This window comes from Achromobacter sp. 1011811831, assembly GCF_059760905.1.
Map to the genome: position 1 here is coordinate 1 of NZ_JCBANG010000091.1, position 23,685 is coordinate 23,685.

The following is a 23,685-nucleotide window of genomic DNA, read 5'->3' on the forward strand; positions in this document are numbered from 1 at the left end:
CGGTGGGGTATGAGAGACGGGCCCGGCGCCATCCTCCCTGGGCATCCGGGGGCGGGGGGCCCCAGCCCGCCGCGCCCCGCGCCCAGAGCTGCTGGGCCGCGTAGGCCCGCCAGGGCCGCCATGCGGCCGAGCGCTCCAGCAGTTCCGCCGCCGTATAGCTGCGCGATTCCAGCGCTTCCAGCGCCCGGATCAGGCCGATGTCGGCCGCCGGGAACGCGTCCGGCTCGCGCAGCAGGCGCAGCGCGATGTACTGCGCCGTCCATTCCCCGACTCCCCAGATTTCCCGCAGGCGCTTGACCGAGACGTCCAGGTCGTTGCCGGCCTCGAACAGCGTCGGGTCCGACAGCGCCGCCGAGGCCACGGCCGACAGCGTGCGCGCGCGGCTGCGCGGCATGCCCAGCGGCGCCAGGTCGGCGGCCGCGATGGCGGCCGGCTCCGGGAACACATGTGTCAGGCCGTCCTCCGGCCGCGCCAGCGGCGCGCCATGCGCCGCCACCAGCTTGCCGCCCAGGCGGATCGCGGCGACCACGGTGATTTGCTGGCCCAGCACGGCGCGCATCGCCAGTTCGAAGCCATCCCAGGCGCCGGGAATGCGCAGGCCGGGCCGGGCCGCCGTCAGCGCCGCCAGCACCGGGTCATGGGACAGCTGCGCCGCGATGGCAGCCGGATCGCTGTCCAGGTCGAATTGCCGCCGCAGGCGGGCGATGATCAAGGGCAGGGATGGCAGCCGGGGAAAGCGCACCGTGGCCAGCAGCGCGTCGCCCTTGCCGGGCTCCACCGCCACCGTGCCCTGCGCGCCGTCCAGGCTGATGCTGCGCGTGTAGCGGCGTTCCTGCACCTGTTCGATGCCGGCGATGGCGCGCAGCCGCAGGAAGTCCAGCATCGCGTCCCAATCGTAGGGCGGGCGATAGCGCAGCAGCAGCCGGATCTCGCCCTCGGGGCCGGCCGGCACGTCCGGTTGCGAGGAGCGGCGCAGGGCGCCGGGCGGGCGGTCGAACAGCTGCTGGAAGCGCTCGTTGAAGCGACGGATGCTGCCAAAGCCCGAGGCGAACGCGATCTCGGCCATGGGCAGGCGCGTCTCGTGGATCAGCTGCTTGGCCAGCAGCACGCGGCGGGTCTGCGCGACGGCGACGGGTGACGCGCCCAGGTGTTCGCGGAACTGCCGCCGCAACTGGCGCACGCCGACGCCGGTCCGGGCGGCCAGCGCCTCCAGGTCGCCCTCGTCCAGCGCGCCCAGCTCGATCAGCTGCAACGCGCGCGCCACGCTGGCGGGCAGGCCGGGCGCGGGGCCGGCGGCGGGCGCGATTTCCGGGCGGCAGCGCAGGCAGGGATGGAAGCCGGCCTCCTGCGCGGCGGCGGCCGTGGCGTAGAAGACGACATTGCGCGACAGGGGCGTGCGCGCCGGACAGACCGGGCGGCAGTAGATGCGCGTGGTCTTGACCGCGGTGAAGAAGCGCCCGTCGTAGCGGGCGTCGCGCACGCGGATGGCGCTGTAGCAGGCGTCGTGATCGAGGTTCATGCGGCCATGCTAACGCCGGTCCGGGATGGCGTTCTAGCGGTTTTCGGACCTTGTTGTCCGGCCGACACTGATGTCCGAAAACCGCGAGCGCAAGTCCGGCGCGGACCCTATATTCTGTTGCGAATGCCTGTCCTGGCCGCGCGGTCGCGCCGCCTGTCGCCAGCAACTCGATCCTTGTTTCTTTCCGCTATGGAAGTCCCCGCCATGTCCGCCCATCTTTTTTTCGAAGAACGCCTGAAGACGCCCATCGGCGTGATGCTGGTGCTGACCGACGCGCAAGGGCGGCTGCGCGCCGTCGATTGGGACGACTATGAAAGCCGCATGCACAAACTGCTGGGGCGGCAGTACGGCAAGGATGCGGTCGCCTTGCGGCCGGCGACGGCGGCCTCGGAGGCGGGCCGCCGCCTGAGAGCGTATTTCGACGGTCGGATCGATGCCATCGACGCCGTGGAGGTGGCCATGGGCGGCACCGTGTTCCAGCGCGAGGTATGGGCGGCGCTGCGCGGCATTCCGGCGGGCAGCCATCTTAACTATGGCCGGCTTGCGGAGCGCATCGGTCGGCCCGAGGCGGTGCGCGCCGTGGGCGCGGCCAATGGCGCGAACCCGATTGGCATCGTGGTGCCTTGCCACCGTGTGATCGGCGCCAACGCCGCGCTTACCGGCTATGGCGGCGGCTTGCACCGCAAGCGCTGGCTGCTGGAGCACGAAGGCGCGGCGGGTTTCGCGCCGGCTTGAGGGCGATGCGAGGCATGGTCCCGGAATCGTTCCGGCGCCCCTAGGCGCGGATCCAGCCGCGCGCGATCGGCAGGGCCAGCAGCTTGCCGTGCAGCGCCTGGCACGCCACGGTCACGGGGCTGCCCACGCGCCGCCACACCGGCACCACCAGCGCGGCGGCCAGCGGCGCCAGCAGCAGGCCGCCGGCGATGTCCAGCGGGAAGTGCACGCCCAGGTAGACGCGCGACAGGCCGACCACGGCCGCCAGCGCCAGCGCGGCCCAGCCCCAGCCCGCCCAGCGCCGGTCGAACAGCAGCGTGAAGGCCAGCGTGGCGATGATGATGGTGTGGTTGCTGGGGAAGGACGAGGTGGCCTTGTGCGGGAAGAAGGCATGGCCCAGGCCGATGGCGAAGGGCCGTGGATGCGGCCACAGCGCACCGCACAGATAGCTGATGAACAGCGCCACGCCGATGCCGGCCAGCGCCTTGAGCACCAGGCCGCGCTGCGGCTGGCCGCCCCACAGCCAGAGCCCGGCGAGCGTCGCCGGCACCAGCAGGATCAGCCGGTTGGCGATGAACATCCCGGCCTGGATGCGCCAAGCGGGCGACGCCGGGTCGGCGTTGATCAGAAGAAATAGGGACTGGTTCAGGTGTTCAAGCGTATCCATGACGCGTCATCAAATTGAAATTTCCGGATGACCGCGATGGTAGTGGGGTTTGCCGTCAAATACCTTGCAAAAATGTGGCTGAATCCCCGGAATTACGTCTGGATGCGCTTTTCCGATACATCTGGCGCGGCCCACGGTTCCAGGACGGCCGCGGCGTCTTCCGGCCGCAGGGCCAGGCTGGCGGTCAGGCGCGTGCGGCCGGGCGCGGAATCGATTTGCAAGCTGCCGCCGACCCGGGCGATGCGCGTGGACATGCTGCGCATGCCGACGCTGATGCCGGCCTGGCACACGGCGGCCACGTCGAAGCCCGCGCCGTCGTCCTCGACGATCAGCTCCAGCAGGCCCGGGTCGGACTGCGCCAGGCGCACCGCGACGCGCCCGGCGCGGCTGTGCTTGATGACGTTGGTCAGTCCTTCCTCGATCAGCCGGGTCAGCGCCAGGCACTGCAAGGCGGAGGGCGGGACGGTCCAGCCGGCGGGGAAATCCCAGCGGACCTCGATGCCCAGCTCGTCGAACAGCTGCGTGTAGCGGTGGCGCAGCGGCGCGATCCATTCGCGCGGCGTGGCGGGCGGTTTCATGTCGGCGCTGGCGCCGCTGTCTATGGTCTGGCGCAGGTCGTTGCGCAGCAGGTTGAGCATGGACAGGAACTGCCGGTTCCGCAGCGGTTCGCCGGATTGCTCGATCAGGGCCGTCATGCGGACCAGCGAGCCGCCCAATCCGTCGTGCAGGTCGCGCGCGATCTCCAGCCTGTCCTGCAGCCGGCTGTGGGCCAGCGCCAGCTCGTGTTCGCGGGCCAGCGTGGCGGCCAGCTCGTCGCGGGCGCGCTGTACGGACACTTCCAGTTCCTCGTTGAAGCGCTCGATGCGGCGCACGCTGCGCGCGTGGCGCAATCCCTGGACGGCGGACATGCCGATCAGCACCGCGATGCTGGTGTAGGGAATGTAGGACAGGCCGTCTATCCGCTTGAACAGCAGGAGCAGGTCGTGGACGGCGGCGCCCAGGAATACCAGCAGGCAGACGGCCAGCAGCTGCTGTTCGCGGTCGCGGCCGCGTAGGGCCTGGATGGAGAAATGCAGGCAGTTCAGGCAGAACAGCGCCGACAGGGCCATCACGATGATGAATTGCGCCGAGGGCTGGAAGTCGTCGGGCACGAAGGCCAGCGCCGCCAGCGACAGCGCCACGCCGGTCCACATGACGCTTTCGACGCGGCGCCGGAAGCGGCCGGCGAAGCGCCAGGTGAACATGCAGAAGCAGGCGATGTGCAGCGTCAGCGCCATGGCGTTGGCGCGCGCGGCGGCCAGCGTGGTGGCGAAGGGCCAGGGGCTGGTGGCCACGATGTTTGCCGCGAACAGCACCCAGAACAGCGCGGTCAGCGCATACCAGCCATGGCTGGATTGTTGCGGACGCAGGATCCAGAGGCTGAAGAAGAACAGGCCCAGCGCCGCCGAGATGGTCAGGTTGACATGGAACAGCGTGCGGTTGCGCCACACGCGCAGCTCGTGCCCGCGTTCGATGGCCTGGGGCTCGCCCAGGTACACCGGCCCCAGCCCCGGGTGATGGTCCGCGACGCCGGCCACGCGCACCCAGATGGTGTTGACGCCGTCGCGCATCGCGGATTCGGGCAGGCGCCAGTAGCGCGGCATGTTCCAGCTGCGCGACAGCGGCTCGGACTGGCTGGGGTCGCGCCACAGCAGGTCGTCGTTGGCATAGACCTCGCCGGCCATGACGATGGATTCGAGCGCCAGCGCGGCCGGAGCGCGGCTCGCGCCGTCACAGCGCCAGTCGATCCGGTACCAGGCCTTGCCGGTATGTCCGGGCCAGCGCGCGCTCCAATCGTCGGGCAGCGTTACCGGCTGCCAGGCCGGGCCGTCGGCGGGTCGCGCGCCGTCCGGCAGCGCCTGGGCGCTGCGTATGTCCAGGATGCGCGCGGCGCAGTCGCCGGCGGCACCGGCCGGCGCCGCTCGCGCGACGCCGCACAGGAGCAGCAGCGCCAGCAGGCCGAGCATCGCGGCCAGCGCCCGTCCGACGCGCCGCGCCGCCGGCATCCGCCGCGTCAATCGAGCAGGCCGCGCGAGCGCGCCGCGTGGATGGCCCGGGTGCGCGAGGACACCGCCAGCTTGCGGTAGATGTGCTTGATGTGGCATTCGACGGTGTAGCGGGACAGATGCAGCTGCTCGGCGATCTCCCGGTTGCCCAGCCCCTCGGCCACCAGGCGCAGGATCTGGTCTTCGCGAGGGCTGAGCGTTTCGCCGGGCGGCGGGCTGGCGGGCTGCGCGGGCGCGGGCCGCAGCTCCTCGATGATGCGGCGGGCGACGAAGGGATCGATCGGCGCACCGCCGCGCAGCACGCTGCGCAGCGAGATCAGCACTTCCAGGTCGTCTCGCTCCTTCAGCAGGTAGCCGGTGGCGCCGGCGCGCAGCGCGGCCAGGATGGCGTCCTCGGTGCTCCAGGCGGAGATCACCAGGATGCCCAGCGCCGGATCGGCCGAGCGCAGCTCGGCGATCAGCTCGACGCCATTGCCGTCAGGCAGGCCCAGGTCCACCAGCGCCAGCGCGACGGGCGCGTCGGCCAGCCGGGCGCGGGCCTCGGCCAGCGAGCCGGCGAACAGCAGCGCGTCGGCGGGATAGCCCAGCTGATGCAGCAGCCGTTCCAGCCGGCCGCGCACCAGCGGTTCGTCTTCCACCACCAGCACCGGGGCGGGCAGGGCGAGCGCGGGAACGGGCGGCAGGTCGGTCATGGTGGCGGGCCAGGTGGGAGCGGGCGGAATTGCCCGCTTGGGATTGTGCTGATCCCGGCCGCCGCCGGCTATCCCTGAAAGTGGGTATTGGATGCCGCCGCTCGCCGTGTCGGGCGCGCTCACTTCTGGATGCGCTTGCCCTGGGCGTCGATCACGGCTTCGCCGTCTTCCTTGGTGAAGGCGCCTTGCTGCGGGGCCGGCAGGATGTCCAGCACCAGCTCCGACGGGCGGCACAGCCGCGCGCCCAGCGGCGTGCTGACGAAGGGGCGGTTCAGCAGGATGGGATGGGCCTCGATGGCGTCCAGCAGGGCCTCGTCGTCCAGGGCCGGGTTGTCCAGGCCCAGCTCGGCATAGGGCGTGCCCTTTTCGCGCAGCGCGTCGCGCACGCTGACGCCGGCGCGCTTGAACAGCGCCTTCAACGTCGCGCGCGAGGGCGGGGTTTCCAGGTACAGCACGACCTGCGGCTCGATGCCGGCGTTGCGGATCATGGCCAGGGTGTTGCGGGAGGTGCCGCACTTGGGGTTGTGATAGATGGTGACGTCGGACATGGGCTGCTCCTAGCAGAGTCGAGGCTGGGAGCATAGTGCATCCCGCGCCTCGTTCCCAGGCCGCGCCCGGCCCGTCGCCGGGTTCAGTGCCGCAATTTCTTCCCCAGCCGGCGCCAGCCGATCACCACGCCGGTCAGGCTGAGCGCGGCCCCGCCCAGGCTCAGGAAGATCAGCAGCGCGTCCCACAAGGGGCGGCGCGCCAGCAGGCCGGTCCAGTCCCAGCTGTGCAGGAAGGCGAACAGCCAGCGGCTGGCGCGGTTGGCGCGATCCTGCCGGCCGATGAGCTGGCCGGTGGCCGGATCCAGGTAGACCCAGCTGGCCTCGGGGTTGTCGTAGACCAGCCGCCAGGCCGGCAGCGGCTTTTCCACATGGCCCAACATGGCGTGCTCGTCGCGCGCGTAGTAGTAGAAGTCGTAGCGCTCCAGCGTCTGCACCTCGGCCAGCCGGGCGCCCGGCAGCAGCGTGGCGGCCGCCGTGCGCAGCGCGGCGGGGTCGAGCGCGGCGGGGCGTGCTTCCCGCGCCGACAGCAGCAGCGGCGCGCCGGCCGCCATGCGCGCCTGGACCAGGCTCTGCCCGGCCGCGCGCGTCCAGCTCAGTTCCCGGGGCGCGGCGGGCAAGGCCGCGATCAGCGCGGCGGGCGCGGCCAGCGTGGCGGCGGGCGCGGGCGCACCTTCATAGGCCGTCTGCGCCAGCGGGGCGCCGCCGCTGGCGAAGAGCTTCCAGGGATTCATCGACATCAGCCCGCTGAAGATCCAGGTGATGGTGACGAGGGCGAACACCAGGCCGCTCAGGTGGTGCCAGCGCATCATGTTCTCGCGGTACGGCGAGCGGCTGCCGCTGGCATAGGGGCGCGAGAAGCGCCAGCGCATCAGGCCCACCACGGTGCCGGTGAACGCCAGCACCACGCCCGCCACCGACAGCCACACCACGATGTCGTGCCACCAGCGGTCCAGCGCGTTGCCGCGGAACGGATAGAGCCAGTGGATCCAGGCGCCCGCGTAGTTCCAGGCGCGCTCGGCGCGAGTGGCGTCCAGCACCACGGCGCCGGTGGCCGAGGAGATGTAGAGCCGGGTGTGGTCCGGATCGCCGGCGTCGACGCGATGCAGCGGCCGGTGCGGATCCAGCGCGCGCGAGTGCGTGTAGACGTCTTCGTCCACCGCGCCCGCGTACCGCACCGGATAGGCGCCGCCGAACCAGGCCGAGGCCGTGGCGGCGGCCACCCGCTCGTCCGCCACGGGCAGCAGCGCGCCGCTGGCGGCGTCCACCGCCTTGGGCGCCGAGCGCCGGCCGCCGCCGGCCAGATACACGGCCTGGCCGGCGCGGCTGGCCGACAGGCTCAGGGCGGCGCCGTCTTCCAGTCCGGCCGCCGCCAGCGCCTGCGCCGGCGTCACCGTGACGCCGGCGGGATCCAGCGGTGCCAGGTGCCCCAGGCGTTCGGCGGGCGTGAGCTTGGGATAGCCCACGTACATCATCACCACGCCGGAGATGAACCACATGGCAAAGAACAGGCACAGCGCGATGCCGGCCCAGCGGTGCAGCAGGTAGAGCCAGCGCTTGGCGCGGGCGGCCAGCGACGGTCCTGTCGCGGCGCGCGGTCGGGTCTGGGGCAGGGCGCTCATGGCGGTCCTCAGTAGCGCGCTTGCAGCGTCAGTTCGAACGAGCGCGGCGCGCCCAGGTAGAACATGCCGGCGCTGCTGACGTTGGCCGCGTAGACCTTGTCTGTCAGGTTGCGCACGCGGGCGGTCACGGTGATGTTCCGGTCGATGCGGTGCGAGACGGCGGCGTCGAACACCATGTAGGCGGGGGCCCAGGTGGTGTTGGCGGCGTCGGCGTAGGTCTTGCCCACATAGCGCGCGGCGGCGCTGGCGGTCCAGTCGGGCAGGAATGCGTAGTCGACCCAGACGTTGGCGATGCGGCGCGGCGTGTTGGTCGGCACCTTGCCGTTGCGCGACACCGCCACGCCGTTGACGGTCTGCGAGAAATCGTCGTAGCGCGGCGCGACGAAAGCCATGTTGGCCTGCAGCGTCACCTGCCTGCTCAGCCGCAGGCCGCCGGCCAGCTCCAGGCCGCGCGAGGACTGCTCGCCCACCGGCAGGCTGACGCCGGGGTTGTTGGCGTCGGGCGTCGAGATGTTCTTGCGCCGGATGTCGTACAGCGCCACCGTGGCGGAGCCTCGGCCGTCCCAGAAATCGAACTTGCCGCCGACCTCGGCCTGGCGGCCGGTGGTCAGTTTGTCGTTGTAGAGCACGTCGGCGAACGAGGCCGTGGCCATCAGGCCGGACGGGGGATCGGCGGCGGTGGCGTACTGCGCGTACAGCGAGGCTTCCGGGCTGAGCTGCCAGTTCAGGCCGAGCCGGCCGGTCAGCGGTGAATACGAGCGCGAGGCGCTGGCCGGCGAGCTGGCGGTGACGGCGCGGCGGTTGGTCAGGTCCACGTCGATGAAGTCCTTGCGCAGCGCCGAGACCAGGGACAGGCCGGGCAGCACTTCGGTGCGGTTCTCCAGCGTGAAGGCCAGCGTGCGGATGCGGTTGTCGCGGTCGGCGACGTGGCCGCGCTTCATGCCGGGGATGTCGTAAAAATCGCCAGGAGAAAAGTCATAGGGATCGATGGCGTCCACCTGGCCGGGCAGGCTGGTCGGATAGCGGGTCTGCTTGTTGACGCTGTAGTCCGCGCCGAAGGACCAGTCGCTGGGAAGGCCGGCCAGGGTCGAGCGGTACAGGCCCTCGACGCGGTTGCCGATCAGGCGCTGCTCGTGCCGCTGCAGCAGCGCGCCCGAGCGCAGCACCTGGGTGTTGCCGGCGTTGAAGCGATAGGTCTCCAGGTTGCGGAAGTCGCGGTCGGCGCGGTAGTAGTACAGCGTGTTCTTGAACGTCAGCGCGGGGCTGGCGCGCCATTCGGTGATCGAGCGCGCCCACAGCACCGACTGCTCGTAGAGGCCGTCGTTGACGTTGTAGTTCTTGTAGCGGGTGCCGTCCTCGATGTGGCCCTCGCCGCTGACCACGCCGTTGGCGCCCGTCTTGAGCGGCGTGCCCCAATAGGGGCGGTCGACCTTCTCGCGCTGGTATTCGAAGGCCCAGGTCTGGGTCACGTCGCTGCCCAGGTCCGACAGCAGCGAGAGCGCGAGCTGGCTGGCGCGGGAATGGTTGCCGTCGACCCAGCCCTGGCTGGAGCCGGTGTTCGCGTCCAGCCGCAGGTAGTGGCCGCGGCCGCCGGGCTCGCCGGCCAGCTGCTGGTTCAGGCCGACGGAATACTGCCGCGAGTTGAACGAGCCGAGACGGAAGCGGCCTTCGTAGAAGGTGTCGCGTTCCGGCAGCTTGGTCACGTAGTTGATGGCGCCGCCCACGGCGCCGGCGCCGAACAGGAAGGTCGACGGCCCGCCGATGGCCTCGACGCGGTCGTAGATCCAGCTGTCGATGGGGCGGGCGGCGATGGCGTCGTACTGCACCGAGATGCCGTTGAACAGCTGCGAGATCTGGCTGCCGCTGAAGCCTCGGTAGCTGACGGCGCCGGCCATGCCGGGCGGCGAGGCGTTGTCCACGCCGGGTATACCGCGCGCGATGTCCTGGGTGTTGGCGGCGCCGCGCGCCTCGATCTGCTCGCGCGAGATCACGGTGACGGACGCGGGCGTTTCGCGCAGCGTCAGGCCCAGGCGGCTGCCGGTGCTGTCGCGGGCGTCCAGGTTGATGCGGCCATTGGGCGGGGCCTCGGCGGCGGTGTCGCCGTACACGACGGTGGGCGCCAGCGTTTCCACCGACGGATCGGCGCTGAGCGCCAGGGCGGGGGCCGTGGGCGCGAGCGCGGCCAGCAGCAGGAGGTAAGCGTATGCAGGTTTCATGATCGGATGCCGCGCGCTCGCGCCGCCGGGGGTTCGGCAGTCGCGCGAGGTGTCGCGGACGGGTAGGGCAAGCCAGGACTGCGGACCCGTCGCCGCCCGGCGTTCCAGGCGGACCGGACGCGCAAGCGCGCGGACGGACCGGCCACGGAAGGGCGGATCGATCGGGAGCGGAAGGGGCGGTCGGCGGGCAGCCGTCAGGCGCGGTTCACGCGCATCGGCGCGTGGCGCGGTCCATCAGGCGCGGCTGGCCAGGCGCGGCCGGCCAGGCGCCGTGGCCGGTCAGGCGGCGGGCGGGGCGCGCGGCTGGGCCGCGCTCCAGGCGTGCAGCGGCCGGGCCGACTGGTAGTAGAGCGGGGGATAGCTGACCTTGCGGGCCAGGGAGGCAGGCAGCAGCAGCGGCACCGGATCGGGCAGGATGCCGACATCGGCTTGCTGGTTGCGGCAGAACGGGCAATGCTGGCTGCCCTCGTGCGCATCGTGTTGCGGCGCCTGGCCGCTGTCGTCCGACTGCACGTCGATCTGAACGAGGCCCGCGCCGCCGGGGGCGCAATACTCCACCGACACGCGCTGCGCCGGGTGCGCCGGACTGAATGCGCGCGCCAGCGACGGGACCAGCGACGCCCACAGGATCACGGCGAGCGCGATCCATATGGCGGGTCGGGTCAGGAAGGAGGCGGAGCACATGAGCGCGGATTATATCGGAGCAGATGCGCGCGCAGGCCTAATTTCAAGCAATGATCAAAGATCCAGCCGGCGGGGAAATCGGTTCCGGAAGGCTCCCCCGGACGCCGGCGCGCACGGCATGCGCCGGCGTGGTTCTTTGCCTAGACCGACAGATGCCGGCGCACGTCCTCGCCGTCCATGGTTTCGCGGCCGCCGCTGGCCACGACCTCGCCGCGCGACAGCACCACGTAGCGGTCGGCCAGTTCGCGGGCGAAGTCGAAGTACTGCTCGCACAACAGGATGCCGATGTCGCCGCGCTGGCGCAGCATGCGGATGACGCGTCCGATGTCCTTGATGATGGACGGCTGTATCCCTTCGGTGGGCTCGTCCAGGATGATGAGGCGGGGCTCGGCCACCAGCGCCCGCGCGATCGCCAGCTGTTGCTGCTGTCCGCCCGACAGATCGCCGCCGCGCCGCGACAGCATGCCGCGCAGCACGGGGAACAGCTCGAACACTTCCTCCTTGATGCGCCGCGCGCGCGCGGCCGGCTTGGTCGCCATGCCCATCAGGATGTTCTCTTCCACCGTCAGCCGCGCGAAGATGTCGCGCCCCTGCGGCACGTAGGCCATGCCGCGCGCGGCGCGCTGGTGCGGCGCCAGCCGCGTGATGTCGGCGCCGTCCAGCGACACGCCGCCGCGCGCCACCGGCAGCACGCCCATCAGGCACTTGAGCAGCGTGGTCTTGCCCACGCCATTGCGTCCCAGCAGCGCCAGGCACTCGCCCTGGCGCACCGACAGCGACACGCCGCGCAGCGTGTGGCTGCCGCCATAGTATTGATCGATTCCGTTCGCATCCAGCATGTTTTGCTCCGTGGTGTCGAGGCCAGGGGTGGATTTCGGGCGGGCGTATCCGCGGGACTGCACGCTAGCGCCCTAGATACACTTCGATCACGCGGGGGTCGGCCTGTACCTTGGCCATCGGCCCCTCGGCCAGCACCGCGCCCTCGTGCAGCACCGTGACCTTGCCGTCGCCGGCGATCTGGTTGACGAAGTCCATGTCGTGCTCCACCACCATCAGCGAATGGCGGCCGCGCAGCGCATTGAGCAGCTCGCCGGTGCGCTCGGTTTCGGCGTCGGTCATGCCGGCCACCGGCTCGTCCAGCAGCAGGAGCTTTGGTTCCTGCATCAGCAGCATGCCGATCTCCAGCCATTGCTTCTGGCCGTGCGACAGCAGGCCGGCCTCGCGGAACGCCTCGGGCCGCAGGCGCACCAGGTCCAGCGTTTCGCCGATGCGGTCGGCCTGCGCGCCGTTCAGGCGCGCGAACAGCGTGGGGCGCACGCGCTTGTCGGCGCGCATGGCCAGCTCCAGGTTCTCGAACACCGTGTGTTGCTCGAACACCGTGGGCCGCTGGAACTTGCGGCCGATGCCCGCATGCGCGATCTGCGTTTCGCTGAGCGTGGTCAGATCGATGCTCTGGCCGAAGTAGGCGCTGCCGGACGCGGGCCGGGTCTTACCGGTGATCACGTCCATCATGGTGGTCTTGCCGGCGCCGTTGGGGCCGATGATGCAGCGCAGCTCGCCCACGCCGATGTCCAGCGTCAGGCCGTTGAGCGCCTTGAAACCGTCGAAGCTGACCGTGATGTCTTCCAGGTACAGGATGGCGCCATGGGTGGTGTCCAGTCCCTTGGCGCTGACGCGGCCATAGCCGGCCTCGCCGCTGGGACCGCCGTCCAGCGGATCGGGAGCGGGGTGGGTGGGATTCATGCCTTGGGTTCCTGGACGGGGGCGGAAGCGACGGCGGGAAGCGCGTCGCGGCGGGCAGTCATACGGGCACTGATACGGGCGGCGATGCGGCGGGCCAGGCCGACGATGCCGGTCGGCAGGAACAGCGTGACCAGTACGAAGATCAGCCCCAGCGCGTAGAGCCAGAATTCCGGCAGCACGCTGGTGAACCAGGTCTTCAGGCCGTTGACCGCGCCGGCGCCGATGATGGGGCCGATCAGCGTGCCGCGTCCGCCGGTGGCCACCCAGATCACCATTTCGATGGAGTTCTCGGTGGACATCTCGCCGGGATTGATGATGCCGACCTGCGGCACGTACAGCGCGCCGGCGATGCCGCAGAGCACGGCCGACAGCGTCCAGACGAAGAGCTTGAAGCCCAGCGGCTCGTAGCCGATGAAGCGCAGCCGGCTTTCGCTGTCGCGCACGGCGGTCAGCACCCGGCCGAGCTTGGACTGCGTGACGGCGCGCGCCAGCACCAGCGCGCCGGCCAGCGCCGCCAGCGTGCTCCAGTACAGCGCGGCGCGCGTGCCCGGCGCCGTGATGTCGTAGCCGAGGATGCGCTTGAAGTCGGTGAAGCCGTTGTTGCCGCCGAAGCCGGTCTCGTTGCGGAAGAACAGCAGCATGGCCGCGAAGGTCAGCGCCTGCGTGATGATGGAGAAGTACACGCCCTTGATGCGCGAGCGGAAGGCGAAGTAGCCGAACAGGAAGGCCAGCGCGCCGGGCACCAGCACGACCAGCAGCATGGCGTACCAGAAGTGCTCGGTGTACGACCAGTACCAGGGGTAGCTCTTCCAGTTCAGGAACACCATGAAGTCCGGCAGTTCGCTCTGGTAGGCGCCGTCGCGGCCGATGGCGCGCATCAGGTACATGCCGTGGGCATAGCCGCCCAGCGCGAAGAACAGACCATGGCCCAGCGACAGGATGCCGGCGTAGCCCCAGACCAGGTCCAGCGCCAGCGCGGCCAGCGCGTAGCACATGAACTTGCCCAGCAGGGCGACGGCATAGGACGAGACATGCAGCGGATGGCCCGGCGCGTACGCCAGGTTCAGCAACGGCAGCAGCGCCAGCAGCGCGGCGGCGATGGCCAGCGCCGTCCAGGCGCGGGGGGAGTACAGCGGCCGGCGCAACGCCAGGCCCAGGTCCTGCGCGGCGGGCTTCATTCGACGCTCCGGCCGCGCGGGGCGAACAGGCCTTGCGGCCGCTTTTGCACAAACAGCACGATAAGCGCCAGGATGGTGATCTTGGCCATGACCGCTCCCGCATAGGGTTCCAGGAACTTGTTGACGCCGCCCAGGCCCAGCGCGGCGATGACGGTGCCGGCCAGCTGTCCCACGCCGCCCAGCACCACCACCATGAACGAATCGACGATGTAGCCGCGTCCCAGGTCCGGGCCCACATTGCCCAGCTGCGACAGCGCCACGCCCGCCAACCCGGCGATGCCCGACCCCAGGCCGAAGGCCAGCATGTCCACGCGCCCGGTGGGCACGCCGGCGCAATCGGCCATGCGCCGGTTCTGCGTGATGGCGCGCACGAACAGGCCAAGGCGAGTGTGGTTGAGCAATGCCCAGACCAGCGCCACCACGGCCAGCGCGAAGCCGATGATGACCAGGCGGTTGTAGCTGAGCACCAGCCCGCCCAGCACCGTGACGCCGCCCGACATCCAGGCCGGATTGCCGACCTCCACGTTCTGCGCGCCGAACAGGCTGCGCACGCCCTGCATCAGCATCAGGCTGATGCCCCAGGTCGCCAGCAGCGTTTCCAGGGGCCGGCCGTAGAGCCAGCGGATCACGGTGCGCTCCAGCGCCATGCCCACCAGCGCCGTGACCAGGAAGGCCAGCGGCAGCGCCGCCGCCACGTACCAGTCGATCCAGCCAGGCAGCCAGGCGCGGAACAGCGTCTGCACCACATAGGTCACGTAGGCGCCGATCATCAGCAGCTCGCCGTGCGCCATGTTGATCACGCCCATCAGCCCGAAGGTGATGGCCAGCCCCAGCGCCGCCAGTAGCAGCACGCTGCCCAGGCTCAGGCCATAGAAGAGATTGCCGGCCCATTCGACGGTGGCCAGGCGGCGGTCGATGCGGCGCAGCGCGTCGGCGGCGGCCTCGCGCACGCCGGCGTCGGGTTCGACATGGGCGCCGTCGCGCTGCTGCGTCAAGGCCGCCAGCACGGGACGGAACGCGGCGTCGCCGCCTCGGCCCAGCAGTTCCACGGCATGACGCCGCGCGGCCGGATCGGCGCTTTGCAGTTCCAGCCTGGCCTGCGCGATCTCCAGCGCGGCGCGCACGGTCTCGTCGCGTTCCGTGGCCAGCGCTTGCGCGATCATGGGCAGCCGCGAGGGATCGGTGGTCTGTTGCAGGCGGCGCGCGGCGGCGAGCCGCGCGCCGGCATCGGCCGCGTGCAGCTGCGCGCCGGCCAGCGCCGCCTCGATGGCACGGCGCAAGCGGTTGTTGATGCCGATGGATGAGGATCCCGCCGGCAGGTCCAGCGCGGCGCCGCCGGCCGGGTCGGTGGCGCGGGCGCCATCACCGATCAGCACACGGCCGTCCGGCGCCGCGTAGAGCTGGTCGGCGCCCAGCGCGCGCAGCACGGCCGCGCCCTCGCCGCCTGGCAGAGCGCCCAGCGCGGCGATCGCCCGCAGCCTGGCGTCGGTATCGTCGCCCGCCAGCGGCGCCAGCAGGTCCTGGCCGATGCCGGCCGCCGCCACGGGCAGCGTCGGCCAGGCCAGGGCCAGGGCGAGCAGGAGACGACGCAGGTAGCGTGCGATCGCAGCGTTGCGCATGGCGGCCGTCTCCTTACAGGCCCTGCTTGCCTTCGTTGCCCGGGATGTACGGGCTCCAGGGCTGGGCGCGGATCGGACCCTTGCTCTTCCAGACCACGTTGAACTGGCCGTCGGCCTTGATCTCGCCGATGTACACCGGCTTGTGCAGGTGATGGTTGGTCTTGTCCATCACGATCTCGAAGCCGCTGGGCGAGCTGAACGTCTGGCCGCCCATGGCCGCGATGACCTTGTCCACGTCCGTGCTCTTGGCCTGTTCGACGGCCTGCTTCCACATGTGGATGCCGATGTAGGTCGCTTCCATCGGGTCGTTGGTGACCACGGTGGCGGCGTTGGGCAGGTTCTTGGCCTTGGCGTAGGCCTTCCACTTGGCGATGAAGTCGGTGTTGACCGGGTTCTTGATCGATTCAAAGTAGTTCCAGGCCGCCAGGTGGCCGACCAGCGGCTTGGTATCCACGCCGCGCAGTTCCTCTTCGCCGACCGAGAAGGCGACCACCGGCACGTCGGTGGCCTTCAGGCCGGCGTTGCCCAGTTCCTTGTAGAAGGGCACGTTGGAGTCGCCGTTGATGGTGGAGATGACGGCGGTCTTGCCGCCGGTGGCGAACTTCTTGATGTTGGCGACGATGGTCTGGTAGTCGGAATGGCCGAAGGGCGTGTAGACCTCGTCGATGTCGCTGTCCTTCACGCCCTTGGAATGCAGGAAGGCGCGCAGGATCTTGTTGGTGGTGCGCGGGTACACGTAGTCGGTGCCGAGCAGCACGAAGCGCCTGGCGCCGCCGCCGTCCTCGCTCATCAGGTACTCGACGGCGGGTATGGCCTGCTGGTTGGGCGCGGCGCCGGTGTAGAACACGTTCTTCTCCAGTTCCTCGCCTTCGTACTGCACCGGATAGAACAGCAGGCCGTTCAGCTCCTTGAACACCGGCAACACCGATTTGCGCGACACCGAGGTCCAGCAGCCGAAAACCACCGCGACCTTGTCCTGCGCCAGCAGCTGGCGGGATTTCTCGGCGAACAGCGGCCAGTTCGAGGCTGGATCGACCACCACGGGCTCCAGCTTCCTGCCCATGACGCCGCCCTTGGCGTTGATCTCGTCGATCGCCATCAGCGCCACGTCCTTGAGCGAGGTCTCCGAGATCGCCATCGTGCCGGACAGGGAATGCAGGATGCCGACCTTGATCGTGTCTTCGGCGGCATGGACCGACGGCATCCAGCCGGCCAGGGCCAGCAGGCTCACGGCGGTCAGTTGCTTGAGGGCTAGTCTGCGTTTCATGGGGACTCCTGGGTAGGTTGCGCCGGCATTGCCGGCATGAAATGGACAGGGCCTGTACCGCGCCTCGCCAGGACATCAAAGCAAGACCCGTGCCAGCCGCGCCGGAGGCGGCGGCGCGGCGGGGCCGCTATATGTAGGCGGGAAGGGCGGGGCGCGGGAACGATGCGGCGGAGCGGCTTGCTCAATCTGGTGCCGCGTGCACAAAACAGGTGCGTGATCTGCGCGGCGCTGGTGCGCGCCGGCGCCGCGACGGCGCGCCGCGCCTTGTGGCCGCGCGGGATGTCGTGGCAGGGAAACAGGGGGAAAACGCGCCGCGGGCGCGGACATGGCATGCCGCTTGCTTGGGAATCCTTACTTGCATACCAGAGAGGATTCCAGCATGAACGCCGCAGCAACGCAGTTCGACACCGCCGGTTGGACCATCGCGCAATGGCAGGCCGCCTATTTCGCGGGCGCCCGGCCCGAGGCGCTGCTGGCCGGCCACGCCGCCGCGCCGGACGCGCCCGCCGACAATGCCTGGATCCTGCGGGTCGACGGCCCGGCGCTGGCGCGCCAGCTGGACGAACTGGCGCGGCTGCTGGCGGCGGCGGACGGCGACCTGTCGCGCCTGCCGCTGTACGGCGTGCCTTACGCGGTCAAGGACAACATCGACGTCGCCGGCTGGCCGACCACCGCCGCCTGCCCGGCGTTCGCCTATACGCCCGACGAGGATGCCGGCGTGGTGCGGCGCCTGCGCGCCGCCGGCGCTATCCTGGTCGGCAAGACCAACCTGGACCAGTTCGCCACCGGCCTGGTGGGCACGCGCTCGCCGCACGGCGCGGTGGCCAACGCGTTCCGGCCCGAGTACATCAGCGGTGGATCCAGTTCGGGCTCGGCCTCGGTGGTGGCGCGCGGACTGGCGGCGTTCTCGCTGGGCACCGACACGGCCGGCTCGGGACGCGTGCCGGCGGGTTTCAACAATATCGTCGGACTCAAGCCCACGCGCGGCTGGCTCAGCGCCGCCGGCGTGGTGCCGGCCTGCCGCACGCTGGATTGCGTGTCGGTGTTCGCCCTGACGGTCGACGACGCGGCGCGGGTGGCCGACATCGCCGGCGGCTACGACGCGCACGATCCCTACTCGCGGGCCGCGCCGGCCGGCACGGCCCGCCCCTGGCCGGCGCGGCCGCGCTTCGCGGTGCCGGACAAGCTGGAGTTTCACGGCGACGCCGAGGCCGAGGCCGCCTTCGATGCGGCGCTGCGCGAGGTGCGCGCCAGTGGCGCCGAGCTGCGGACCATCGATTTCTCGCCCTATGCCGAGCTGGCCGCGTTGCTGTACCAGGGGCCGTGGGTGGCCGAGCGGTTCGCGGCGGTCGAAGCCTTGTGGCGCGAGCAGCCGGGCGCGATCGACCCGGTGGTGCGCGGCATCGTCGAAGAGGCCGGGCGCTACAGCGCGCTGGACGCCTTTCAGGCCGAATACCGCCGCGCCGCGCTGGCGCGCGCCATCCAGCAGTCGCTGGCGGACGTGGACGCGCTGCTGGTGCCCACCGCGCCGTCCATCTACACCATCGAACAGCTGCGCGAGGATCCGCTGGCGCTCAATTCGCGGCTGGGCCTCTACACCAACTTCGCCAACCTGGCCGACCTGTGCGCGCTGGCCTTGCCCGCGGGCATGCGCGGCGACGGCCTGCCGGCCGGCATCACCGTGCTGGGCCTGGCCTGGCAGGACCATGCGCTGGCCGAATTCGGCAGGCAATGGCAGGCGCGCCTGGGCCTGCCGCTGGGCGCCACCGGCAAGCCGCTGCCCGCCGCGCCCGCGTCGCGCGATCCGGCGCCGGGCATGCTGCGCGTGGCCGTGGTGGGCGCGCACCTTAGCGGCATGCCGTTGAACCATCAGCTGCGTTCGCGCCATGCCGTCTTGGTGGAAAAGACGCGCACGGCGGGTGACTACCGGCTGTATGCGCTGGCCAACACCACGCCGCCCAAGCCGGGCCTGGCCAAGCGCGCCGATGGCGCGCCCATCGAGGTCGAGCTGTGGGACATCCCCATCGCCGCGTTCGGCGGCTTCGTCGCCGAGATTCCGGCGCCGCTGGGCATCGGCACGCTGGAGCTGGAGGACGGGCGGCTGGTCCAGGGCTTCATCTGCGAGCCGCGCGGCCTGGAGGGCGCGCGCGACATCACGGCGCATGGCGGCTGGCGCGCCTACCTGGCCAGCCTGAATCCCGCCGTCCGCTGATCCCCCAATTCTTTCCAGGAGTCGCAACGTGTTCGATACCGTTCTGATCGCCAACCGAGGCGAAATCGCCGTCCGCGCCATTCGTACCCTGAAGCGCCTGGGCATCCGCAGCGTGGCGGTGTATTCCGACGCCGACCGCAACGCCGCCCATGTGCGCGAGGCCGACGCCGCCGTCGCGCTGGGCGGCGAGAAAGCCGCCGACAGCTATCTGCGCATGGACCTGTTGCTGGCCGCCGCCCGCGAACAGGGCGCGCAGGCCATCTACCCCGGCTATGGCTTCCTGTCCGAAAGCGCGGAATTCGCCGAGGCCTGCGAAGCCGCCGGCATCGCCTTCGTCGGGCCCACGCCCACGCAGATCCGCGAGTTCGGCCTGAAGCACCGTTCGCGCGAGCTGGCGGCGCTGGCCGGCGTGCCCATGACGCCGGGCACCGGGCTGCTGTCCAGCCTGGGCGAGGCGCTGGCGCAGGCCGAGCGCATCGGCTATCCGGTCATGCTCAAGAGCACGGCGGGCGGCGGCGGCATCGGCCTGTCGCGCTGCGACAGCGAGGCCGAGCTGACGGCGGCCTACGACAGCGTGCAGCGCATGGGCGAGCATTTCTTCCGTGACGGCGGCGCCTTCATCGAGCGCTATGTGGACAACGCGCGCCACGTCGAGGTGCAGATCTTCGGCGACGGCCGGGGCCGGGTGCTGGCGCTGGGCGAGCGCGACTGCTCGGTGCAGCGGCGCAACCAGAAGGTCATCGAGGAGACGCCGGCTCCGAACCTGCCGACCGCCACCCGCGCCGCCCTGCTGGAAGCGGCGGTGCGGCTGGGCGAATCGGTCGGCTATCGCTCGGCCGGCACGGTGGAATTCATCTACGACCCGGCCCGCGACAGCTTCTATTTCCTGGAGGTCAACACGCGGCTGCAGGTCGAGCATCCGGTCACCGAGGCGGTGACCGGCCTGGACCTGGTCGAGTGCATGCTGCGCGTGGCGGCGGGCGAACCGCTGGACCTGCTGGCCATGTCGCGCGCGCCGCGCGGCGCGTCGATCGAGGTGCGGCTGTACGCCGAGGATCCGTTGCGCCAGTTCCAGCCTTCGCCGGGCGTGCTGACCGAGGTGTATTTCCCCGAGGGGCCGCGCGTGGACGGCTGGGTCGCGACCGGCACCGAGGTGCCGGCCTACTACGATCCCATGCTGGCCAAGCTGATCGTGCATGGCGACACGCGCGAAGAGGCGCTGGCCAGGCTGTCCGACGCGCTGGCGCGCACGCGCCTGCATGGCATCGCCACCAACCTGGACTACCTGCGCCAGATCGTGGCCGACGCGCGCTTCGTGGCCGGCGAGCTGTCCACCCGCTTCCTGGAAACCTTCGAGTACCGGCCAGCGGCGATCGAGGTGCTGGAGGCCGGCACCTATACCAGCGTGCAGGACTATCCCGGCCGCGCCGGCTACTGGAATATCGGCGTGCCGCCGTCGGGTCCGATGGACGACTACGCGTTCCGGCTGGCCAATCGCATCGTCGGCAACGCGCCGGATGCCGCGGGCATCGAGGCCACGCTGGCCGGCCCCACGTTGCGCTTTCATGGCGACGCCGTCATCGCGCTGACCGGCGCGCAATGCGCGGCCACGCTGGACGGCGAGCCCGTGCCGATGTGGCGGCCGGTGGCGGTGCGCGCGGGCCAGGTGCTGGCCACGGGCCGCGCGCTGTCGGGCTGCCGCATGTACCTGGCCGTGCGCGACGGCCTGGACGTGCCCGTCTACCTGGGCAGCCGCTCGACCTTCGCGCTGGGACAGTTCGGCGGCCACGCCGGCCGCACGCTGCGCGTGGGCGACATGCTGCCCCGGGTCCGCCCCGGGTTGCCCGGCGCGCCCGCCGCGCCCCAGGCGGCGCCGCAGGCCGCGCCACCCGAGCTGGTTCCCGCCTATGGCGATACCTGGCGCATCGGCGTGCTCTACGGGCCGCATGGCGCGCCGGACTTCTTCAAGCCGGAGGCCATCGACGCATTCTTTGCCGCCGACTGGGAAGTCCACTACAACTCCAATCGCCTGGGCGTGCGCCTGACGGGCCCCAAGCCGGACTGGGCGCGCGAGAGCGGCGGCGAGGCCGGGCTGCATCCGTCCAACATCCACGACTGCGAATACGCCATCGGCAGCATCAACTTCACCGGCGACAGCCCCGTGATCCTGACCCGCGACGGCCCCAGCCTGGGCGGTTTCGTCTGCCCGGTCACGATCGCCAAGGCCGAGCTGTGGAAGGTGGGGCAGGTCAAGCCCGGCGACCGCATCCGCTTCGTGCGCATGGACTATGAACAGGCGGTGGCGCTGGAGGCGGCGCAGGACCGCGGCCTGCGCGAGCTGAGCGCTGCGGCGCCAGCCATGCCCGCCGCCGCGTCCATCGGCGCGCCGGCCCGCGCCACCGCGTCCGAGACCATCATCGCCGCGTTGCCGGCCGAAGGGACGCGACCGTCGGTCGCCTACCGCCAGGCGGGCGACGGCTACCTGCTGCTGGAGTACGGCGACAACGTGCTGGACCTGGCGCTGCGCATGCGCATCCATCTGCTGATGGAGGCGCTGCGCGAGCGGCCGGTGGCCGGCGTGCGGGAGCTGTCGCCGGGCGTGCGCTCCCTGCAGATCCGCTACGACAGCCGCCTGATCCGCCAGGACGCGCTGATCGCGCGGCTGTTGGAGATCGAGGCCGGACTGGCCGACGTGGCCACGCTCAAGGTGCCCACGCGCGTGGTCCACCTGCCGCTGGCCTTCGAGGACAGCGCCACGCTGGGCGCGGTGCGACGCTACCAGGAGACCGTGCGCGCCAGCGCGCCCTGGCTGCCGAATAACGTGGACTTCATCCAGCGCATCAACGGCCTGGCCTCGCGCGACGAGGTGCGGCGCATCGTGTACGACGCCAGCTATCTGGTGATGGGGCTGGGCGATGTCTACCTGGGCGCGCCCTGCGCGGTGCCGATCGATCCGCGCCACCGGCTGCTGACGTCCAAGTACAACCCCGCGCGCACCTATACGGCCGAAGGCACCGTCGGCATCGGCGGCGTGTACATGTGCATCTACGGCATGGACTCGCCGGGCGGCTACCAGCTGGTGGGGCGCAGCCTGCCGATCTGGAACACGTTCATGAAGAACCCGGTGTTCCAGGACGGCAAGCCCTGGCTGTTGCGCTTCTTCGATCAGGTGCGCTTCTATCCCGTCAGCGAGGCCGAGCTGGACGTGCTGCGCGAAGACTTCCGCCATGGCCGGGCCAGCGTCCGCATCGAGGAGGAGGTGTTCGACTTCGCCGCGCATCAGCGCTTCCTGGCCGAGCAGGCGACCAGCATCGCCGCCTTCCAGACGCGCCAGAAAAGCGCCTTCGACGCGGAAGTCGCGCTGTGGCGGAGCGAGGATGTGGCGCCGCCGCCGGCCGAGCTGGAAGCCGCCCCGGAAGCGCAGGCCGAGCTGCGCGAGGGCGAGCGGCTGGTCAGCGCCGACATGTGCGGCAATGTGTGGAAGGTGCCGGTCGAGGTCGGCCAGAGCGTGTCGGCGGGCGACACGCTGGTGGTGGTCGAGGCCATGAAGATGGAGCTGTCCGTCATCGCGCCGGCCGCCGGCGTCGTGACCGCGATCCGCTGCGTGCCGGGCAAGCCCGTGAACGCCGGCGATCCGCTGGTCGTCCTGGCGGAGGATGCGCCATGCACGGTAGCCTGAGCTTGCGACCCGCGCTGGCGCTGGGGGCGTCCCTGGCCGACCAGGCCTATCAACTGATCAAGGACGATCTGTTCAGCTTCCGGCTGCTGCCCGGCGAGCGCTTCACCGAGACCGACCTGGCGGCGCGGCTAGGCGTGAGCCGTACGCCGGTGCGGCTGGGCCTGGCGCGGCTGGAGCGCGAGGGCTTCGTGCTGGCCAGCCCGCGCAGCGGCTGGCAGGCGCGGCCCTTCGACTTCGAGCGCTTCGAGGCCTTGTACGACCTGCGCATCGTGCTGGAGCTGGCGGCGGTGGAGCGCCTGTGCGCGCGCGAGCGCGCGGACGAGACGGACCTGCTGATGGCCCTGCGCGACATCTGGCACGCGCCGCCGCAGCGGCGCCTGCTGGATGGCCGGCGGGTGGCGGAGCTGGACGAGGCCTTCCACTGCGCGCTGGTGGCGGCGGCGGGCAATCCGGAAATGGCGCAGGTGCATCGCGACGTGACCGAGAAGATCCGCATCGTGCGCCGGCTGGATTTCACCAAGGACTTCCGCATCGACGCCACTTACGAGGAACACGGCGCCATCCTGGGCGCGGTGCTGGCGCGCCAGGCGGACGAGGCCGCGCGCCTGCTGCGCGCGCACATCGGCACGAGCCGCGCCGAGGTCAGCAAGATCACGCTGCGCATGCTGCACGAGGCGCGCGGCGGCTAGGCTCGGTCCACGCCGGCGCCGCCGCGCGCCGGTCGGACAGGGCGCCGCGAGCGACGCGTGGCGCGATGTCAGCCCTGCAACTGCCGGTAGACTTCCTGCGACACCCGTTGCAGTTCTTCCCGGCTGACGGCGCCCGACAGCGCGTAGCCGAACGGGCCCTCGGCCCAATAGAACACGCGCACCGGCCCTTCCTGCGTGAACTGGAAGGCGGTCTGGCCGCCGGCGGCCTCGCGCGTGACGTACAGGGTCAGGCGCTGCCCGTCGGGCGCGCCGTACATGAACAGCGCCACCGGGCCGGCGCCACCGGGCAACAGGCGGCCGCCGACCAGTTCATAGCCCAGCGCGGACAGCGAGGGCGCGCTGACGGGCGCGCCTAGCCGCTTGGTCAGCCAGGTCACCAGGGCCTTTTCGTTGTCGCCGCCGACTTCCACCGGCCGGCCCATGTCGGGCGCGTAGACCGCGTGCGCCACGGCGGCGCGCTGCGCATAGCTGGCCGCCGCGCGCTCGGGCGCCTGGGCCGCGGCGGCCAGCGCCGCGCGGATCCGGTTGTGGTCCAGCTCGCCGCGCGCGATCCAGGCCGCGCCGCCGCTGAAC

At 71.0% G+C, this 23,685-nt stretch carries 18 protein-coding genes; 4 read left to right on the top strand and 14 right to left on the bottom strand.

Features of this window, described 5'->3' with window-relative positions:
- Positions 1-1,519: AlkA N-terminal domain-containing protein (locus tag AC6LJ9_RS25405; RefSeq protein WP_498149678.1), on the bottom strand; the 1,519-nt coding region annotated here is incomplete at its 3' end.
- A gap of 204 nt (positions 1,520-1,723) precedes the next feature.
- Here AC6LJ9_RS25405 and ogt point away from each other — a divergent pair.
- On the top strand, positions 1,724-2,254 hold the full coding sequence (gene ogt / locus AC6LJ9_RS25410; RefSeq protein ID WP_498149679.1) for a methylated-DNA--[protein]-cysteine S-methyltransferase: 531 nt from the start codon (positions 1,724-1,726) through the stop codon (positions 2,252-2,254).
- 40 nt (positions 2,255-2,294) lie between these two features.
- Here ogt and AC6LJ9_RS25415 read toward each other — a convergent pair whose 3' ends face one another.
- The 12 genes from AC6LJ9_RS25415 to urtA form a co-directional block, all read right to left on the bottom strand.
- Positions 2,295-2,900: a phosphatase PAP2 family protein gene (locus AC6LJ9_RS25415; protein WP_498149680.1), complete on the bottom strand. Its 606-nt coding sequence runs from the start codon at positions 2,898-2,900 to the stop codon at positions 2,295-2,297.
- A 92-nt stretch (positions 2,901-2,992) separates the two neighbouring features.
- Positions 2,993-4,945 (bottom strand): sensor histidine kinase, encoded by a 1,953-nt coding sequence (locus AC6LJ9_RS25420; RefSeq protein WP_498149681.1) that lies wholly within the window; start codon positions 4,943-4,945, stop codon positions 2,993-2,995.
- An 8-nt stretch (positions 4,946-4,953) separates the two neighbouring features.
- Positions 4,954-5,637, bottom strand: a complete 684-nt coding sequence (locus AC6LJ9_RS25425; protein ID WP_498149682.1) for a LuxR C-terminal-related transcriptional regulator — start codon at positions 5,635-5,637, stop codon at positions 4,954-4,956.
- 119 nt (positions 5,638-5,756) lie between these two features.
- The gene (gene arsC, locus AC6LJ9_RS25430) at positions 5,757-6,185 is read right to left on the bottom strand and encodes an arsenate reductase (glutaredoxin) (protein ID WP_498149683.1); all 429 of its coding nucleotides are present in this window, start codon (positions 6,183-6,185) and stop codon (positions 5,757-5,759) included.
- An 83-nt stretch (positions 6,186-6,268) separates the two neighbouring features.
- On the bottom strand, positions 6,269-7,804 hold the full coding sequence (locus AC6LJ9_RS25435) for a PepSY domain-containing protein (RefSeq protein WP_498149684.1): 1,536 nt from the start codon (positions 7,802-7,804) through the stop codon (positions 6,269-6,271).
- 8 nt (positions 7,805-7,812) lie between these two features.
- Positions 7,813-10,020: a TonB-dependent receptor gene (locus AC6LJ9_RS25440; protein ID WP_498149685.1), complete on the bottom strand. Its 2,208-nt coding sequence runs from the start codon at positions 10,018-10,020 to the stop codon at positions 7,813-7,815.
- Between the two features lie 279 nt (positions 10,021-10,299).
- Positions 10,300-10,704, bottom strand: a complete 405-nt coding sequence (locus AC6LJ9_RS25445; RefSeq protein ID WP_212314853.1) for a DUF2946 family protein — start codon at positions 10,702-10,704, stop codon at positions 10,300-10,302.
- Between the two features lie 140 nt (positions 10,705-10,844).
- Entirely contained in the window at positions 10,845-11,543 is a 699-nt protein-coding gene (urtE, locus tag AC6LJ9_RS25450) for an urea ABC transporter ATP-binding subunit UrtE (RefSeq protein ID WP_103275939.1), read from the bottom strand.
- 64 nt (positions 11,544-11,607) lie between these two features.
- On the bottom strand, positions 11,608-12,447 hold the full coding sequence (urtD, locus tag AC6LJ9_RS25455; protein WP_498149686.1) for an urea ABC transporter ATP-binding protein UrtD: 840 nt from the start codon (positions 12,445-12,447) through the stop codon (positions 11,608-11,610).
- Entirely contained in the window at positions 12,444-13,625 is a 1,182-nt protein-coding gene (urtC, locus tag AC6LJ9_RS25460; RefSeq protein WP_498149687.1) for an urea ABC transporter permease subunit UrtC, read from the bottom strand. Before urtC ends, urtD begins: the two co-directional genes overlap by 4 nt.
- Positions 13,622-15,244 carry an urea ABC transporter permease subunit UrtB gene (urtB, locus tag AC6LJ9_RS25465; protein ID WP_498149688.1) on the bottom strand — a complete coding sequence of 541 codons (1,623 nt, stop codon included), beginning with the start codon at positions 15,242-15,244 and terminating at the stop codon, positions 13,622-13,624. The genes urtC and urtB overlap by 4 nt, the downstream gene beginning before the upstream one ends.
- Before the next feature lie 13 nt (positions 15,245-15,257).
- Complete coding sequence (urtA, locus tag AC6LJ9_RS25470; RefSeq protein ID WP_212321391.1) at positions 15,258-16,511, bottom strand: urea ABC transporter substrate-binding protein; 1,254 nt, start codon at positions 16,509-16,511, stop codon at positions 15,258-15,260.
- 379 nt (positions 16,512-16,890) lie between these two features.
- On the opposite strand from urtA, the gene atzF reads away from it, so the two are divergent.
- Genes atzF through AC6LJ9_RS25485 form a run of 3 tightly spaced genes read left to right on the top strand, consistent with a single transcriptional unit; the run spans position 16,891 to position 23,091 of the window.
- Complete coding sequence (gene atzF / locus AC6LJ9_RS25475) at positions 16,891-18,723, top strand: allophanate hydrolase (protein ID WP_498149689.1); 1,833 nt, start codon at positions 16,891-16,893, stop codon at positions 18,721-18,723.
- A gap of 28 nt (positions 18,724-18,751) precedes the next feature.
- On the top strand, positions 18,752-22,402 hold the full coding sequence (uca, locus tag AC6LJ9_RS25480; RefSeq protein WP_498149690.1) for an urea carboxylase: 3,651 nt from the start codon (positions 18,752-18,754) through the stop codon (positions 22,400-22,402).
- The gene (locus AC6LJ9_RS25485; protein WP_498149691.1) at positions 22,387-23,091 is read left to right on the top strand and encodes a GntR family transcriptional regulator; all 705 of its coding nucleotides are present in this window, start codon (positions 22,387-22,389) and stop codon (positions 23,089-23,091) included. Before uca ends, AC6LJ9_RS25485 begins: the two co-directional genes overlap by 16 nt.
- 68 nt (positions 23,092-23,159) lie before the next feature.
- Here AC6LJ9_RS25485 and AC6LJ9_RS25490 read toward each other — a convergent pair.
- The coding region (locus AC6LJ9_RS25490) for an anti-sigma factor family protein (RefSeq protein ID WP_498149692.1) at positions 23,160-23,685 on the bottom strand (526 nt) is incomplete at its 5' end.

Coding starts and splice junctions, on each gene's coding strand:
- ogt (WP_498149679.1), top strand. CDS start 1,724: ATGTCCGCCCATCTTTTTTTCGAAGAACGCCTGAAGACGCCCATCGGC.
- AC6LJ9_RS25415 (WP_498149680.1), bottom strand. CDS start 2,900: ATGGATACGCTTGAACACCTGAACCAGTCCCTATTTCTTCTGATCAAC.
- AC6LJ9_RS25420 (WP_498149681.1), bottom strand. CDS start 4,945: ATGCCGGCGGCGCGGCGCGTCGGACGGGCGCTGGCCGCGATGCTCGGC.
- AC6LJ9_RS25425 (WP_498149682.1), bottom strand. CDS start 5,637: ATGACCGACCTGCCGCCCGTTCCCGCGCTCGCCCTGCCCGCCCCGGTG.
- arsC (WP_498149683.1), bottom strand. CDS start 6,185: ATGTCCGACGTCACCATCTATCACAACCCCAAGTGCGGCACCTCCCGC.
- AC6LJ9_RS25435 (WP_498149684.1), bottom strand. CDS start 7,804: ATGAGCGCCCTGCCCCAGACCCGACCGCGCGCCGCGACAGGACCGTCG.
- AC6LJ9_RS25440 (WP_498149685.1), bottom strand. CDS start 10,020: ATGAAACCTGCATACGCTTACCTCCTGCTGCTGGCCGCGCTCGCGCCC.
- AC6LJ9_RS25445 (WP_212314853.1), bottom strand. CDS start 10,704: ATGTGCTCCGCCTCCTTCCTGACCCGACCCGCCATATGGATCGCGCTC.
- urtE (WP_103275939.1), bottom strand. CDS start 11,543: ATGCTGGATGCGAACGGAATCGATCAATACTATGGCGGCAGCCACACG.
- urtD (WP_498149686.1), bottom strand. CDS start 12,447: ATGAATCCCACCCACCCCGCTCCCGATCCGCTGGACGGCGGTCCCAGC.
- urtC (WP_498149687.1), bottom strand. CDS start 13,625: ATGAAGCCCGCCGCGCAGGACCTGGGCCTGGCGTTGCGCCGGCCGCTG.
- urtB (WP_498149688.1), bottom strand. CDS start 15,244: ATGCGCAACGCTGCGATCGCACGCTACCTGCGTCGTCTCCTGCTCGCC.
- urtA (WP_212321391.1), bottom strand. CDS start 16,511: ATGAAACGCAGACTAGCCCTCAAGCAACTGACCGCCGTGAGCCTGCTG.
- atzF (WP_498149689.1), top strand. CDS start 16,891: ATGAACGCCGCAGCAACGCAGTTCGACACCGCCGGTTGGACCATCGCG.
- AC6LJ9_RS25485 (WP_498149691.1), top strand. CDS start 22,387: ATGCACGGTAGCCTGAGCTTGCGACCCGCGCTGGCGCTGGGGGCGTCC.